At 33.2% G+C, this 17,000-nt stretch carries 14 protein-coding genes; 9 read left to right on the top strand and 5 right to left on the bottom strand.

What is annotated here, in order from left to right:
• The first annotated feature begins 28 nt into the window (after positions 1-28).
• The 3 genes from ACXGQW_RS05035 to ACXGQW_RS05025 all read left to right on the top strand — a co-directional run bounded on the left by ACXGQW_RS05035 (position 29) and on the right by ACXGQW_RS05025 (position 3,745).
• A complete protein-coding gene (locus tag ACXGQW_RS05035; RefSeq protein ID WP_457824004.1) occupies positions 29-949 on the top strand; it encodes a PfkB family carbohydrate kinase in 921 nt (306 codons plus the stop codon).
• 60 nt (positions 950-1,009) lie between these two features.
• Positions 1,010-2,884 (top strand): amidophosphoribosyltransferase, encoded by a 1,875-nt coding sequence (locus tag ACXGQW_RS05030; protein ID WP_457824003.1) that lies wholly within the window; start codon positions 1,010-1,012, stop codon positions 2,882-2,884.
• A 312-nt stretch (positions 2,885-3,196) separates the two neighbouring features.
• A complete protein-coding gene (locus ACXGQW_RS05025; protein WP_457824002.1) occupies positions 3,197-3,745 on the top strand; it encodes a hypothetical protein in 549 nt (182 codons plus the stop codon).
• Between the two features lie 258 nt (positions 3,746-4,003).
• Here the strand turns inward: ACXGQW_RS05025 and ACXGQW_RS05020 are convergent, their stop codons facing one another.
• The 3 genes from ACXGQW_RS05020 to ACXGQW_RS05010 form a co-directional block, all read right to left on the bottom strand.
• Positions 4,004-6,595: a phosphoenolpyruvate carboxylase gene (locus ACXGQW_RS05020; RefSeq protein WP_457824001.1), complete on the bottom strand. Its 2,592-nt coding sequence runs from the start codon at positions 6,593-6,595 to the stop codon at positions 4,004-4,006.
• 124 nt (positions 6,596-6,719) lie between these two features.
• Entirely contained in the window at positions 6,720-8,012 is a 1,293-nt protein-coding gene (tilS, locus tag ACXGQW_RS05015; protein ID WP_457824000.1) for a tRNA lysidine(34) synthetase TilS, read from the bottom strand.
• Between the two features lie 33 nt (positions 8,013-8,045).
• On the bottom strand, positions 8,046-9,329 hold the full coding sequence (locus ACXGQW_RS05010) for an anthranilate synthase component I family protein (protein ID WP_457823998.1): 1,284 nt from the start codon (positions 9,327-9,329) through the stop codon (positions 8,046-8,048).
• A gap of 125 nt (positions 9,330-9,454) precedes the next feature.
• On the opposite strand from ACXGQW_RS05010, the gene ACXGQW_RS05005 reads away from it, so the two are divergent.
• A complete protein-coding gene (locus ACXGQW_RS05005; protein WP_457823997.1) occupies positions 9,455-10,180 on the top strand; it encodes an NRDE family protein in 726 nt (241 codons plus the stop codon).
• On the top strand, positions 10,180-11,175 hold the full coding sequence (locus tag ACXGQW_RS05000) for a DUF6695 family protein (RefSeq protein WP_457823996.1): 996 nt from the start codon (positions 10,180-10,182) through the stop codon (positions 11,173-11,175). Before ACXGQW_RS05005 ends, ACXGQW_RS05000 begins: the two co-directional genes overlap by 1 nt.
• Here ACXGQW_RS05000 and apaG read toward each other — a convergent pair.
• Complete coding sequence (gene apaG / locus ACXGQW_RS04995) at positions 11,168-11,554, bottom strand: Co2+/Mg2+ efflux protein ApaG (protein ID WP_457823995.1); 387 nt, start codon at positions 11,552-11,554, stop codon at positions 11,168-11,170. The genes ACXGQW_RS05000 and apaG overlap by 8 nt on opposite strands.
• A gap of 49 nt (positions 11,555-11,603) precedes the next feature.
• A complete protein-coding gene (locus ACXGQW_RS04990; RefSeq protein WP_457823994.1) occupies positions 11,604-12,839 on the bottom strand; it encodes a type IX secretion system plug protein in 1,236 nt (411 codons plus the stop codon).
• A 220-nt stretch (positions 12,840-13,059) separates the two neighbouring features.
• Between ACXGQW_RS04990 and ACXGQW_RS04985 the strand changes: the two genes are divergently transcribed.
• Genes ACXGQW_RS04985 through ACXGQW_RS04970 form a run of 4 tightly spaced genes read left to right on the top strand, consistent with a single transcriptional unit; the run spans position 13,060 to position 16,956 of the window.
• Positions 13,060-14,412: a Na(+)-translocating NADH-quinone reductase subunit A gene (locus ACXGQW_RS04985; protein ID WP_457823993.1), complete on the top strand. Its 1,353-nt coding sequence runs from the start codon at positions 13,060-13,062 to the stop codon at positions 14,410-14,412.
• Positions 14,412-15,581 carry an NADH:ubiquinone reductase (Na(+)-transporting) subunit B gene (locus tag ACXGQW_RS04980; protein WP_457823992.1) on the top strand — a complete coding sequence of 390 codons (1,170 nt, stop codon included), beginning with the start codon at positions 14,412-14,414 and terminating at the stop codon, positions 15,579-15,581. The genes ACXGQW_RS04985 and ACXGQW_RS04980 overlap by 1 nt, the downstream gene beginning before the upstream one ends.
• Before the next feature lie 2 nt (positions 15,582-15,583).
• Positions 15,584-16,282 carry an NADH:ubiquinone reductase (Na(+)-transporting) subunit C gene (gene nqrC, locus ACXGQW_RS04975; RefSeq protein WP_457823991.1) on the top strand — a complete coding sequence of 233 codons (699 nt, stop codon included), beginning with the start codon at positions 15,584-15,586 and terminating at the stop codon, positions 16,280-16,282.
• A 2-nt stretch (positions 16,283-16,284) separates the two neighbouring features.
• Complete coding sequence (locus ACXGQW_RS04970; protein WP_457823990.1) at positions 16,285-16,956, top strand: NADH:ubiquinone reductase (Na(+)-transporting) subunit D; 672 nt, start codon at positions 16,285-16,287, stop codon at positions 16,954-16,956.
• Positions 16,957-17,000 lie beyond the last annotated feature (44 nt).

Here is a 17,000-nt window from a genome sequence, read left to right as displayed (position 1 = left end):
TGTAACTTATAAAAAAACATAAATAACAATGAGTAAACTGTTGGTTGTAGGTACAGTAGCGTTTGATGCTATTGAAACCCCTTTTGGGAAAACAGATAAAATTTTAGGTGGAGCAGGGACCTATATCGGATTATCAGCAAGTAATTTTAACAATGTAAACACAGGTTTAGTGTCTGTTGTTGGAAACGATTTTCCTCAAGAGTATTTTGATCTTTTACACGGGAAGAATATCAATACCGAAGGAATCGAAATTGTTAAAGAAGGTAAAACTTTTTTCTGGAGTGGGAAATATCACACGAACATGAATAAGAGAGATACTTTGGTGACTGAACTAAATGTATTAGAACATTTTAGTCCCGTAGTACCAGATGCTTATAAAGATGCTGAAATTGTGATGCTAGGGAACTTACATCCGTTAGTACAAAATGCTGCTTTGGAGCAATTGACCTCTCAACCAAAAATGGTGGTGTTAGATACGATGGATTTTTGGATGAATATTGCTTTAGACGACTTAAAAATGGTTCTAAAAAAAGTAGACGTAATTACCATTAATGATGAAGAGGCTCAGCAGTTGAGTGGAGAATACTCTTTGGTAAAAGCAGCTAAAATTATCCATGGAATGGGACCAAAATATGTAGTAATTAAAAAAGGAGAGCACGGGGCATTGTTATTTCATGACGAGAAAATGTTCTTTGCACCTGCATTGCCTTTAGAAGATGTCTTTGATCCTACAGGAGCTGGAGATACTTTTGCAGGAGGTTTTACAGGATATTTAGCTCAGCAAGGAGAGTTAACTTTTGAAAATATTAAAAATGCTGTAATTTGGGGGTCAAACTTGGCTTCTTTTACGGTAGAAGAATTTGGTGTTAAGAGAATAGCAGAAGTTACGACCAAGGAGGTTGAAGACCGTTTAGAGAAATTTAAAGAGTTAACGAATTTTTCTTTGTAGTTTTGCAAAAAAATAAAGGCTTTGCTTATTGGTAAAGTTTAAATTCATAAAAGATACAATATGTGTGGTATTGCAATGGTGAGGTTGCTAAAACCTTTAGAGTATTATAAAGAAAAATATGGTACTGCTTTTTACGGAGTAAACAAAATGTATTTGTTAATGGAAAAACAGCACAACCGTGGACAAGACGGAGCTGGTTTTGCAAGTATCAAGTTTAACGTAAATCCTGGGAGTAGATATATTAGTAGAATACGTTCTAACAAACAACAACCTATTCAACATATATTTAAAAAAATTAATGGGAGAATTAGTGAAACCATTGATGCGAATCCAGATAAAAAAGACGACGTTGCTTGGTTAGAGGAAAATACTCCATTTATTGGAAATTTGTTTTTGGGGCATGCACGTTATGGAACTTCTGGAGGAAATTCTATGGAAAATGTACACCCGTTTTTACGTCAATCTAACTGGAGACATAAAAATTTAATTGTTGCCGGGAATTTCAATATGACTAATAACAAACAGTTATTAGATGAGTTGATAGAACTAGGGCAACATCCAAAGGAAAGCACAGATACGGTTACGGTAATGGAAAAAATTGGTCACTTTTTAGATGATCAGGTGGAAGCCATTTATCAAGATATTAAAGAAGATTACACAAAAAAAGAAGCTTCTCCCGTCATTGCAGAGAGAGTAGATCTTCCTAAGATATTAAAAAGAGCAACCAGAAGTTTTGACGGAGGTTATGCTATGGCTGGTTTATTAGGTCATGGAGATGCTTTTGTGATGAGAGATCCGGCAGGAATACGTCCAACGTTCTATTACAAAGATGATGAGGTATTGGTGGTAGCCTCTGAAAGACCTGTAATTCAAACTGCGTTTAATGTAGAAAAAGAAGATGTTAAAGAATTGGATCCTGGTCATGCTATCATTGCTAAGAAAAACGGAAAAGTTACCGTAGAGCAAATTTTGGAGCCAACGGTTAAAAAAGCTTGTTCTTTTGAACGTATTTATTTTTCTAGAGGTGGAGATGCTGATATTTACAACGAGAGAAAAGACCTAGGAGTGAGAGTTTTTCCTCAAATCATTAAAAGTATTGATGGTGATTTAGAGAATACAGTGTTTTCATATATTCCTAACACGGCAGAAACTTCTTATTACGGAATGTGTGAAGCTGCGGAAGACTACTTAAATCAGCAAAAAACACAAAAAATATTAAACGGAGGAAGAAATTTAAGTGCACAAGAAGTAAGCGATATTTTATCTCAAAGACCACGCTTTGAAAAATTGGCTATTAAAGATGCTAAATTAAGAACGTTTATTACTGCGGATGATAGCCGTGATGATTTGGTAGCTCACGTTTATGATGTTACTTATGGTGTGGTTAAAAAGGACGATAATATTGTAATTATTGATGACAGTATTGTAAGAGGTACCACCTTGAAAAAGAGTATTATCAAAATCTTAGATAGAACACAACCAAAAAAGATTGTTGTTGTTTCTTCTGCACCTCAAATTCGTTATCCAGACTGCTACGGTATTGATATGGCTAAGCTAGGTGATTTTATTGCTTTTAGAGCGGCGATTGAGTTATTAAAAGAATCTGGAAGATATCAGATTGTAACAGATGTGTATAATAAATGTATCAAACAGAGAAGTAATACTGATGCAGGGATAAAAAACTTTGTTAAAGAGATATACAAGCCCTTTACTGCGGATGAAATATCTAACAAAATATCGGAAATGCTCAAGACTTCAGAAATATCTGCTGATGTAGAAATTATATTTCAAACGATAGAAGGATTGCATCAAGCGTGTCCAAATCATGAAGGAGACTGGTATTTTACAGGTAATTACCCTACAGATGGCGGTAAAAGAGTTGTGAATGAGGCCTTTATTAATTTTTATGAAGGGAATAATAAAAGAGCTTATTAAGCAGTTCGATTTAAAAATTTTAAAAAATCCGATGTTTTATGCATCGGATTTTTTGTTTGTTAACATTAATTTAACATTAAAGTGTCCTTTTAGCAGTTACTGATTTTTAGCAGTTTGTTGAATTGATAAAATAGTAGCTATTTCTTTAATAAAAATTAAAAAGAGTTTGAGTTAGTTTTTTTTTTAAGTTTTTTTACTTCAATATTATTACCAACTTCATTAAAATGAGGTAAAATGTATTTGTTCACATTAACTTAAAATATACAGATATATGTTTGACTTAACTTTGTATTAAACAAAAATAATGTTATTATGAAAAATTTTATTTTAATCGCAATGATGTCTGTAGTAGGTTTATCTTATGGACAAAGTACTATTTCTTTGTATACTTACGAATCGCTTAATGGTATTAGCCAAAAAGAAGCTGATATAGACGAAGGATATTATAGTGCAGAACTTAACGAAGTAAAAACACCTGCAAGCGATAGTGAAAATCAAAGAGACTATAACTCACAAATTGGAACATATAGTTACGAATCCTTGGCAGGTTTAAATGCTGAGTTTATCAAAGCAAAAGCCAAATCTAAAGAGCAAATATATGCTGAAGCTTCTGCGGCGGATCGAAGTAAATCAAGAAAAAACATTGTAATAAGAAAGGCTAAAACTGAAGTTTTAGTTAGGTACAACGGTGATTATTCTAGTTTAAAACTAATAGATGCTAAAGGGAAAGAAGTTGATGCAAATTTTAGTGAAAAATACAGAGGACTGATAGTTCCAAGATCTAAAAAAGCTAAAAAGTATTTCTTAGAAGTAGAAAAGGAAGATAAATCTAAAGTGTTTTATCACCAAATTGTTTTGTAATATAAAAAGTATTTACAACAATACAATATAAGTTTATTTAAACAAGAGCAGTAATTCTAGAATTACTGCTCTTGTTTTTTGGGGTATATCGACATTCGCTGTGAAATGTTTCACGCGTTTTCTACCATGTGTAAGTGCTCTTTTGAAAGGTGAAAATCTTCCGTTTAAGATTGATTAATTCTTCTAAATTAGACACACAAAAAAAAGCCTCCTGATATTTTATTCAGAAGGCTTTGGTATTTTAAATTTAGCTTTTGATTAAGCAGAGTTTCTACTAGCATTGGTATTACCAAATAAAGAACGAGTTACAATCTTTTCAAAAGTTTCTAAACGTTTAGTATCTGGATTCGTTTGCTTGCTCAAGTTTTGAACTTCTCTTAATGCATACTGTTGTATGGTTAATAAAGGAAGAACAATAGAATCACGAACAGCTATAGAAGCTTTACCATCAGGGTAATTTTGCATTAATTCTGCATGTCCTGTTAGTTTCAATAGCAACCTTTTGGTCAGTTCAAATTCATCGTGAATGATATTCCAAAATTCACCAAATTCTTCGTCTTTAGCCATGTAGCTAGTAAGCTCAAAGAAAGATTTTTCCATAGACATTACACTGTTTTCTAGTAATGTTTTGAAAAAGTTAGAATTGTTATATAAGTCTTGGATTTTATCAAAGTCTCCAGCATCTTCATATTTTTTAAACGCCGTACCTACTCCAAAAAATCCTGGTACATTTTGCTTTAACTGGGACCAAGAACCTACAAAAGGAATTGCTCTTAAATCGCCAAAGTTCAACTGGTCGGATTTGGCACGTTTTGATGGACGAGATCCTATGTTTGCTTTACCGTAGAATTTTAAAGTACTCATGCGTTCTAAGTAAGGCACAAACATTTCATGATTTTTAAAATCTGAATAAGCTTTAAAACTAGATTCAGCTAAGTCTTCTAATAACTCTTTCTGATTATCAGTCAATGAAGCATTCATTGGATCGTTAAATATCTTGTTATTGATACCAGCTCCCAACAACTGCTCTATATTAAACTGAGAAGAATCTAAGTTACCAAAGTTAGAACTAATAGTTTGTCCTTGTATAGTCAACTGAATTTCTTTATTCTCAATATTTTCTCCTAACGAAGCGTAGAATTTAGAAGTTTTTCCTCCTCCACGAGCTGGTGGTCCACCACGTCCATCAAAGAATATTACTTTTATTCCAAATTCACGAGATACTTTGGTCAGTTCTTCTTTGGCTTTGTAAATACCCCAATTGGCCATTAAGTATCCACCATCTTTAGTACCGTCAGAGAAACCTAGCATGATGTTTTGCTTGTTGTCTCTTTTGGCAACGTGTTCTCTATATTCTGGAATAGAATACAATTGTCTCATTACTTGAGGAGCAATAGCTAAATCATCTACAGTTTCAAATAAAGGAGCAACATCAACATTTAATCCGTTGTCAAAACCAGAAAGGTTTAACATAGCAAACGTTTCCATTACGTTTAGTGCTGTTTGATTGTTACTAATGATGTAGCGATTAGCACCTTTTTCACCATTTTCTTGCTGAATAGTACCGATAGCTCTAATAGAACCTAAAGTTCTAACAACCATTTCTTCTGAGAATTGGTCTGGATTGATATCCCCCTTAATCTTAGCTAGAACGTCAATTTGTTCCTCTGGAGATAAATCCAAGTAGTTTGCTGGGAAGGGAGTGTCTCCTTTTTCTTGCAACTCCTTAACAATTCCAGTAAATACATCATGATGTACTCTACTGTCTTGTCTAATATCCATAGTAGCAAAATGGAATCCAAAAATTTTAACTTTATTGATAAAGCTGTCTACCTCATCAACAAATAAATCACTGTGTTCTTCCTTTAGCGTTTTTTTAATAGAAATCATTTTACTTAATAATGATTCTTTGGAAATTCTAATAGGAGAGTTTTCCGTAATACAACTATCGTATAATGCAGATTCTATTTCATTCATCATCTCAAAAATACCAGGGAAAGTAAGTCTTCTTTTTAACTTACGTACATCTCTATAGTAGTTTTTAAGGATAGTTTGTCTTAGTTTTCTAGCTACTTGTAAAGTGGTTTCTGTAGTTACAAATGGGTTTCCATCTCTATCTCCACAAGGCCAAAATCCTAAGTTTATAATTTCGTTATCAATATCATCACCGTTAAATAAATGAGATTGAATATAATCGTAAATTTTACTGATTGAATGATAAAAAACATTTTCTAAGTACCAAATTAAGCTAATAGCTTCATCATACGGAGTTGGTTTTTTATCTGCAAAAAACGTAGTTCTACCTAACTGTGCTAATAATTTTTTAATGAGACTTAGATCATCGTTTTTAATAGCTTCTTGTAAGTCAGTTAAAATAGTTAAAACTGTACCAGGGTAGAACTGAGTTGGGTGTGCTGTTAGTACTAATCGAGTTTTAAATTCTGTTAAATATTGTCTTAACTCTTTGCTTACGCGTTTGGAACTAGCCTCTTCTTTAATATTTCTAATAGTACCAACACCCGCCATATTGTTAATGATAGGAAATGCAGCATCTTCAATAGCGTCAAATAAAACTACTTGTCTTTCTATGTACTGAATAAATTTGAATAAGAAACTAATTTTGTCTTCTTCTGTAGAATCTGTTTTGTATTTGGCAAAAAATTCATCTACAATTTCTGTGGGAGTTTTACCACTTTTAAAGCCTTCAATACAAGTTTCGTTAAATAACGGTAAAAGAGTTCCTGTTTTACTTACATTGTCAAAAGGTAAGGTAGCAAAAACACTATTGTAAACCTGGTATTTAGCAAGAACGTTGTCGTTGAATCTTGTTAATTTGGTTTGTTTAGACATGCTTTATTAGATTAATTTGTCTAAAGATACAACAAGGCTATCTACTGTGAAAAAATATACCAAAAAATTACACTTAACTTTAAATAGTTACAGAGTTAACACAAATGTTATGAGGTGAGAAAAATCATTGTTTTGTTACATAAATAACATTTTCTTTCTCATCTTTTACGGTGGTGTTTTTGTCTGCCCTAAGTCCTACTATCCAAATAATTTTATTTTGATTGTTACATAAAATCCAAATCTGCTCTTTCTCTATTTTAGATAGTTTTAAGTCTTTCAGGTATTTGCTAATTTTTTTTGTACCCATCATTCCTAAAGGAGAAAAAGTATCACCTTCTTCGCGTTTTCTCAGTATAAACGGAAACGGGTTTTTGTCTAAATCAATACAAATGGTATTCGTATTAATTACTTGTTTTTCTGCGGTAATAATTAGATTCACAGGAAGATTACTGAAGTCAGAAATATTTTTTATGACGTACTTGTTACTAGTGTTCTGAGGTTTGTAAAGTATCAAGTATTTTCGATTATTTAACAGCCGAAAATGGTTGCTGATAAGTTCTTTACCTGTTTGAGCTTTCAATATTTTTCTTATTTCTACAACGGAGGTAAAACCATAATTTTTAAAGATTTCATAAATTTCAAAATCGCTTAGAGATTTCATTTCTTCTTTAGAAATATGAATTTCGTCAACAACAGGCTTCAAAAAATTACTTTTTATTTCGTTAATTTTTTTGGAGATAAAGGACTTGCTTTGATGTATGTTCTGAATAGTAGTTTTAAAATTACTTTCAAACTGAGGGTTTAGCTCGTAAAACTCTGGAATGATACGATGTCTAACCTTATTTCTAAGATATTTGGTTTCGGCATTGCTTTTATCTTCTCTCCAAGTGATGTTTTGCTGAATAACGTATTGCTCAATATCCTTTCTCGAAAAAATTAAAAGAGGTCTTATGATATTTTGATTGATAGGAGGAATACTGCACAAGCCTTCAATACCTGTACCTCTGGATAGATTGATGAAAAAAGTTTCCATCACATCGTTTAGATGGTGTGCTGTTAATATATATTTATACTGATGATTGTCTGCTAGCTTTTTGAACCATTGATACCTTAGTTTTCTTGCTCCAATTTGAGTAGAAACTTTATTTTGCTGACAGTATTTTTCAGTATCAAAATCAATAGTATGAAAAGGTACCTCAAATTGTTCGGCTAGCTCTCTTACAAAATTTTGATCTAGATTACTGTCTTGATCTCTCAATTTAAAATTACAATGAGCAATGGCAATATTGTAATTTAAAGTGTGTAACAAGTGGGCTAGTACTACACTATCCATGCCCCCAGAAACGGCTACGAGTAGTTGTTGGCCGCTCAAAAAAGGAAATTTATCGGATAAATGATTTTGTAGTTCTTTAAGCACAGTATTAAGCTTTGTTTATAAAAATAAAGAATTTTATTGGGTTAAAACTTTTCTCATGGCTTTTGCTTTTAACAAACATTCCTGATATTCTGCCCTGGCATCCGCTTTGGCGGTAATGGCACTTCCTACAGAAAACGAAACATACTTTTTTTGTCTGTTGTAAAGAATACTTCTAATCACCACATTAAAATCAAAATTCTTATCAGGAGTAAAGTATCCCACAGCTCCAGAATAGAGTCCTCTTTTAGAAATTTCTAATTCTTCAATAATACTCATGGCAGCAATTTTGGGAGCTCCAGTCATACTCCCCATAGGATAGCAAGCTTTAATAATATTTACTGGGTGAATATTTGGCTTAGCAAAACATGATATGCTAGAAATCATTTGATGCACTTGCTTAAAAGAGTAAATTTTACAAAGCTCATCTACTTTAACACTTCCTGGTTGGGCAATATGAGATAAATCATTTCTAACCAAATCAACAATCATAATGTTTTCGGCAATTTCCTTAGTGCTATTCTGTAAGTTATTTATCTGTGTTTGATCTTTAATAGCGTCTATTTCTCGTTTGGCAGTTCCCTTGATAGGTTCGGAGATAACTTTATCCCCTTGTTTTTTTAAAAACCTTTCAGGCGAGGCAGATAACAAAAAAAGATGTTCCTTTTTAATAAAAGTAGAAAAAGGAGCTTTGGATATTTCGTTTAGTCTTAAATAGGTTACAGCTGGATTTATTACTGCATTTTCTCCGTAAAATTCTTGACAAAAATTAATCTCATAAACTTCTCCTCTGTGAATCAAATCTAAAGCCTTATTTACTTGCTTTACGTAAGTAGACTCTGATATTCTGTTTTTTATACGAACATTGTTCTGACTGTTTTTTTCAAAGCGCATGTCGTTTATCTCTTGCCAATCTTTTTCAATATCTCCTTGCAAATGTTCTGGGTATCTAAAAATCACCTTGTTTTTAGAGATTTCGATAAGTTTTTTGGGTTGAAAAAAATACAACTCAGGAAAATCTAACTCTTCTGTATTTTGAGAGGATAAATTTTCAACTTCATTTTTTAAATCGTAAGATAAAAACCCGAAAGCATAATCATTAACCTCGTTAATGTATTGTTCTAGTTTTTTAAAAGCATCTTTAATGCTACTAGTTAGGTCACTTAGCGTATCAACAGCTAAAAAACCTTCTATACTAGAATTTACATTTTCATTGGAGTCCAACCAAGTTACTACGCTGTGTCTATTTCCCCAAAGTAAAACCTGTTGTTTAAATTGAGTAATATTATGAACAGAAAATGATTTATTTATGCGTTGCATACTTGTTAGTTGAGAGCGCAAATTTAAGAATCTTAGCAAACCTATGCCTTTATAATTTTAAAGAAGTGTAATTTTTAATAGATTTACAGACCAAACCACTGTTATAATTTTAATGTAGAAAGCTGATGTGCACCGTTACCTATATACCCACTCCATCTGGATTTATTTTTACCTCTAACAGAGATGAAAAATTTGATAGAGAAACCAAAAACCCAGACTATTATGTTGAGAGCAAAGTAAATTTATTTTATCCCAAAGATGAAGTGGCTGGCGGAACGTGGATAGGTGTTTCAGAAAATAAACGCTTGGTATGTTTGTTAAATGGAGGTTTTGTTTATCACAATCCGCAATTAAAGTTTCTTAAAAGTAGAGGTGTAGTGGTTAAAACACTTTTAACGTCTTTTGATGTTTTAAAAACAATGAAGGAGTTAGAGCTTGATGGAGTAGCTCCTTTTACGCTGATTGTTGTAGATTGGAATCAAAGCAATCAAATTTACGAGTTGGTTTGGTGTAAGGAGAAAAAACATATCAATAGATTAGATAGTAATAAGCCTAGTATTTGGTCATCATCAACCTTATATAACGATGAGATGAAGACACAAAGGGTGGAGTGGTTTGCCAAAAGTGGATTAAATCAATCAAAAATAAAGCCTATTGACGTGTTAAAGTTTCATCAAAATAAAGACTTTGGAAATGCTGAAACGACTATTAAAATGAAACGAGACCTAGTGGAAACAGTAAGTACAACAATGGTAATTAAGGAAGATAAAAGCTTACACATGAATTACTTTGATTATGTGAATGATAAAGAGCTTAATTACACCAATATTTTTTCACTAGTGAACGCATAATGAGGGTGGCAGACGGAGTAATTGTAGTCTTGTCCTATCCGGATACGGTAGTAAGACCAGCGTATACTGAATTTTCTAGTAAAATTTGGCCTTTTTTTGGAGTGGGTGGGAAAGATGCTGTACAAGCAGGACATGCAGCTTTGTTATTGATAAACAAGCAATCAAGGAGTGTAGATTATTACGATTTTGGAAGATATATTACTTCGTTTGGCTACGGTAGAGTGAGGTCTAAAGATACAGATGTAGAGTTGCAAATACCCTTAAAAGCAGTTTTTGAAGAAGGGAAACTGCAAAATATTGATGAACTGTTGCTATGGTTAGATGCGCATCCAGAGAAAACACATGGGGAGGGCAGATTAGTCGCAAGCGTTAACTATTCTATTAATTACCATAAGGCTCTTAAGTATATAGATTCACTTATTCAGCAGAAAGAAATTCCATACGGAGCCTTTGTAAAGAGAGGTAGTAATTGTGCTCGTTTTGTAACTGATACTGTGATTAATTCATGCCAAGAAAAAAGCGTGAGAACAAAGCTAAAGGCCTCTAATTTATTTACGCCAAGTCCGATAGGGAATGCTATTAAAGGAACAGATAAGGACGAGGTGTTCGTAATAGAGAATCAAATAATAACTCAATATCACAACCGATCAATCTTAAAGGAATACGCAGCATGCTTCTTTAAAAAAATTGACATTGAGGTAAATAAGGTGGGGACTGAATTACCTAACAAAGATCTATTCAATTTAAACAAGGGTACGTGGTTAGGAGGTATAGGAAGTGGAGCTTGGTTTAGGGTGGAGTCTTTTTTAGGAAACAATAACTATGAAATAGCGCGTTACACAGCACAAGGAAACAACGATTTTAAAGGTGTTTTTAAATTAGAAACACCAGGATTTTCACCAGATAGTCCTTACACTTTTTTGCATCCCTCTAATTGTCAAGAGGCATATATTGCCCAAGGTGATGAGTTTTATGAGTTCAAAAGAACTAGTTAAGTATAGATTCTGTTTGTAACTGAAATTTAGGGATTTTAACTTTAAAGTTAATGCTCTTATCTAAATCCAACATATTATAATGTCCTTTCATAGATCCGCAGTTCGATAATAAGATACAGTGAGATTTGTAGGAGTGTTTTTCTCCACTTTTTAAAATAGGTTGGATACCAATTACGCCTTCACCCTCTACAATTTCGGTATGATTCAAAGAATCGTATATTTCCCAATGTCTTGAATGGAGTTGAACAGTGCTTGCTGAAAGATTTTCAACACTTATATAATAATCAAACAAATAATGTTTTTGTTGACTTCTTTCTTGAACGCCGCAAAAAACAGAATTAACAGATACTTTTATACCATGTGTTGTAGCCTCGGTCATCTTATCAAAATAGTTTTTTAAATATAGACAAGTATTTAAAATAAAACAATTAATTCTCTAGTTGTTGTTTGCTGTTCCCAGCACCATACCCTACAACTTGATAATATATAGAGTTTATGGGCGTAAAATATACCAAGGCCTCGTATGTGTTCTCCGTTTCAAAAAAAGAACCGCTAACAGAGTTTCTTTTAGGAATATCATTAATTTTGGTAACAAAATCGAAATTGTAAAACCCCTGTTTTAAATAGATGCTAGTGGTCAAGTATTTTCCTGATGCGTCTTCTACGAGTTTATTTTCGTCGGTTAGTTGATAATTGTTAAAAGCTCCATAAATGTAAATGTCTTTGTCTTGTAAATGTTTTTCGTTTAATAACGAAAAATGAACAATACTATACTCTGCTTCTATATCAGAATCTGAAGCATTCAAGTTTCTGATGACAAAACTTCCATTAATATCTGGATTAAATTTATAGATATCTCGAATTCTACTCTTGGCTGGATAGAGAATAGAATGAAAAAAATCACCCTCTCTATAACTCCTTAAAATAAAACGGGAGTTTCTCAAAATATCATTATTATCAAAATAGTAAAATTCGTTGCCCGCAAAAAACTCAGTTTTTTTACTAGGTCTATAAGTGTAAACATTATTGTCTATAAAAGTAGGTTGTAAAAACTCAGATTTTAAATTTAGATCGCCGTTCTGGAAAATATAAGTTTTGATTTCGGTATTTGGATAATTGATATTTAGGTTCTTTGTATCTATAACCAATGATACAGCTTGTTTCTGATTGAATAGTTCCAAGTCTCTACTTTCTGAAATTTTAACCCCGATATTTACTAAATCTTCTGTGATAACAATTTTTCTTTCGCATACAACTTCATCGTTGTTGTTAACGATTTGGATTAGATAGTTTCCAGATCTAGTAATTCTCGTGTCATTATTAGGGATGGTAAAAGAATAATGTGTGTAATTAGCCAAAGTTCCATACGAATTTTCAAAATCGTTTATCTGAAAATTAGCGTAACCATCAATATAGTAGGAGTTAGATAAATTAGATGGGCTCCAATCTATTTGGCAATGTACAATGTTGTAGTAGTACTCTTCTTGAGTGCCGTTTATATCGTCAAAACTGAAATGGATACTACTACCCAGTTTGTGTACTGGGTGAGAAAATTCGTGTAAACTACTTTTAACGATAACTGTTTTAATCGCTTCGGCATCTTCACTTTGCGGAAAGCAATTAAAGGTTGTTAGAAATACAATCCATAAATAAAAGTAATTCATTCTATAAATATTGTTTGACTAATATACTATTTTGTGAGTAATTGTTTGTCTATATTGTTGTTCTTGTCAAAGACAAAGATCAATGTGTTGATGATTAATATAGAATGACTATAAATAAAATCTTATTAAAAATTAAGACGTTATTATTTACACAAGAATAGTCATTTTAGTTAAATTTGCTTCATATTTTATACGTAAAAAATAAATTAAATCTATAAATATGTCAAAAGACATTAGGGTAAAGAAAGGCTTAACTATCAAGCTAAAAGGACAAGCAGCTTTGACTACAGCTGTAACTTCTCGTTCTGCTTTCTACGCTATAAAACCTACGGATTTTCATGGTATTACACCTAAACTTGCTGTCAAAGCAGGGGAAGAGGTTTCGGTTGGTGATGTGGTTTTTTTCTCCAAAGAGAATGACAGGATTAAATTTACTTCTCCTGTAAGTGGAACTATTAAAGAAGTTAAAAGAGGGGCTAAGCGTAAAGTTTTGGCTATTGTTATCGAAGCAAAATCTGAAGATCAGTTTAAAGATTTTGGGGCAGCTAATCCATTAAATTTGGAGAAAGAAGCTGTTTTGGAAAAGATTTTGGAAAGTGGAAGTTTTGCCTATGTAAAGCAACGTCCTTACGATGTAATTGCTAGTCCTGAGGATGCTCCTAAAGCTATTTATGTTTCGTCCTTTGATACGGCTCCGTTAGCACCCAATTATGCTTATGTTCTAGCAGGTAGAGAGGAGGCTTTCCAAGCCGGAATAAACGCTTTAACGAAGTTAACTAGTGGTTCAGTAACGTTAGGAGTGAATGCTAACGAAACTACGTTTTTCAACAAAATAGAGAATGCAACCATTGTAAATGTAGATGGTGAACATCCTGCTGGAAATGTTGGAACTCAAATTGCAGAAATATCACCCATTAATCAAGGGGAAAAAGTTTGGACAGTAAGCCCGCAAGGAGTTGCTATTATTGGAGAACTGTTCTTAACAGGGAAGTACAATCCAATTAAATTGGTTGCTTTAGCTGGTTCTGAGGTTAAAAACCCACAATACTTTACCGTTGCTGCGGGTCAAAATATCAAAGATATTGTGTCAGCAAATGCAAATGTGCAAGGAGTTCGTGTGATTTCTGGAAACGTTTTGACGGGAACTAAAATTGAAGTAGATGATTATTTAGGATTTTATGACAATGTTATATCCATCATCCCTGAAGCTTCAGAGGCAAGATTTTTTGGATGGCTACCTTTTGTAGGGAGCAAATCTATTCACAGTTTTGCTAAAACGTCTTTTGCTTGGTTAAATCCTGGTAAAGAGTATAGTTTGAATACTAGTTTAAATGGTGAGCAAAGAGCATTGGTAGTAACTGGAGAAATGGAAAAAGTAGTGCCGATTGATATATATCCTTTACAGTTGTTAAAGGCTTGTATCGCTAATGATATTGAGAAAATGGAAAATTTAGGGATTTACGAAGTAGCTCCAGAAGATTTTGCTTTGGTCGATTATATCAATAGTTCTAAGATAGAAGCTCAACATATCATCAGACAAGGATTAGATTTAATGATTAAAGAAGTAGGATAATGGATTTTTTAAGAAAGAAATTTGACGAAATAAGAAAGCCTTTCGACAAGGGAGGTAGATTCGAAAAATTTGCCCCAGCAATTAACTCAATAGATACTTTGTTGTTTGTGCCAAGACACAATACTAACAAAGGAGCACATATTAGAGATGGAGTAGATTTAAAAAGAGTAATGGTAACGGTAATATTTGCTCTGTTGCCTGCTATGTTTTTTGGAATGTATAATATAGGTTATCAACATTTTTCACAATTAGGAGAAAGTACAGCCTTTTTAGATTGTATGATTTTTGGAGCGTGGAAATTTTTACCGATGTTATTGGTTTCCTACGGAGTAGGTTTGGCTATAGAAATTGGGTTCGCTATTTACAACAAACACGAAGTAGCAGAAGGTTATCTGGTTTCAGGAATGTTAATTCCTTTAATTATGCCAATCGATTTTCCATTATGGATGTTGGCTGTTTCAGTTGTATTTGCCGTGTTCATTGGTAAAGAAGCATTTGGAGGAACAGGAATGAATATTTTTAATCCTGCATTGATTGCAAGAGCTTTTGCATTCTTCTCATATGCTCCGCAAATGTCTGGAGATAAAGTATGGGTGGCAGATGCAAGTACTTTAGATGCAGTATCTGGAGAAACTATTTTAGGAGTTTTGGCAGCAGACAATGAGCCAGCGCAACAACTAGTAAGCGGAGCGGCTAATTGGTCCGTAGCAGATATGATATTGGGTTACATACCAGGTTCCGTTGGAGAGACATCGGTAATAGCGATTGCTTTAGGAGCTATATTGTTAATAGCCACAGGGGTAGCTTCTTGGAAAATTATTGCAGGTACTTTTATTGGAGGTGCAGCTATGGGATTAATTTTTAACGCTATAGGATACAATTCTTTAATGAGCTTTCCGTGGTGGCAACACTTAATTGTAGGTAGTTTTGCTTTTGCAGCAGTATTTATGGCAACAGATCCAGTTTCTGGTGCTCAAACTGAGAAAGGAAAATGGATTTACGGATTGTTAATCGGTTTTTTTGGAATCATGATTCGTGTATTTAACGGAGCGTACCCAGAAGGAATGATGATGTCTATATTATTAATGAACGTTTTTGCTCCAACTATCGATCACTACGTGATTGCAGGGAATATTAAAAAGCGTAAGAACCGTTTAAAAGTTGCTTAATTATGAAAAAGAACAGTAACGCATACACGTTTATTTTTGCAATTGTTATCGTAACAGTTATTGCAGGATTGTTAGCATTTACTGCAACTAATTTAAAGCCTTTACAGGCTGCCAATGTAGAAGCAGAGAAAATGCAGAACATATTATCTACCATTGGTGTAGATGTTGAAAGTAGAGATGATGCTCAAGATAATTTTAATAAATATATCAAAGAGCAATTATCGTTAACCTCCGAAGGAGAAATAGATAAGGGTACAGATGCTTTTACAATCGGTTTAAAAAACGAAATTAAAAAGCCCGTAAAAGACCAAAGATTTCCTTTGTATATAGCAGAAAAAGAAGGTAAAAAATATTACATAGTACCTTTACATGGTGCTGGACTTTGGGATGCAATTTGGGGTTATATAGCGTTAGATGAAGATAAAAATACAATCATAGGAGCTAGCTACGATCATAAAGGTGAAACTCCAGGATTAGGTGCTGAAATTAATACCGAATGGTTTCAAGATCAGTACGAAGGAAAGAAAATCTTAGATAAGTCAAATGAGTTCGTATCTGTAGTAGCAATCAAAGGAGGTGCTAAAGAAGGAGATGAGCATGGAGTAGATGCTATTTCTGGAGGAACGATTACTTCCAATGGTGTAACAGCTATGATAGAAGAAAGATTGGAGCATTACTTACCTTATTTTAAAAATAATTAATCATGGCAGAAAAAGAAGCATTATTTTCAAAGCAAAATAAGGCATTGTTAACCGATCCGTTGGACGATAACAATCCAATTTCAGTTCAAGTATTAGGAATATGTTCAGCGTTGGCTATTACAGTTCAGTTAAAGCCAGCCGTTGTAATGTCATTAGCAGTTTTATTTGTTGTCATAGCCTCTAATGTAATCGTATCATTAATACGTAATTTAATACCAGGACGTATACGTATTATTGTTCAATTGCTAATTGTTGCCTCTTTGGTAATTTTAGTAGACCAAGTATTAAAAGCCTATGCATACGATGTAAGTAAAGAATTATCAGTATTCGTTGGACTAATTATAACCAACTGTATTGTAATGGGACGTTTAGAAGCTTTTGCTTTAGCAAACGGACCATGGAAATCTTTCTTAGATGGTGTAGGAAACGGTGCAGGTTACGCATTAATTTTAGTTTTGGTTGCCGTATTCAGAGAATTACTAGGTTCAGGTAAATTATTTGGTATAGAAATTTTAGGGCACAAGGCTAAAACAATTGCAGATTCTACAGGTTTATACGCACTAGGATATGAAAACAACGGGTTTATGTTGTTATCTCCAATGGCATTAATTACCGTAGGTATCATTATATGGGTACAACGTTCTAGAAATAGAAAATTAATTGAACAACACTAATCTATTGTTAATTCGTCTATGAGTTGAGTCGTTTGCTCGAATCA

It is taken from the genome of Wenyingzhuangia sp. IMCC45533, from assembly GCF_054111225.1.
Note: the sequence above shows the minus strand (reverse complement) of the source record. Positions and strands in the feature narration are given on the sequence as shown.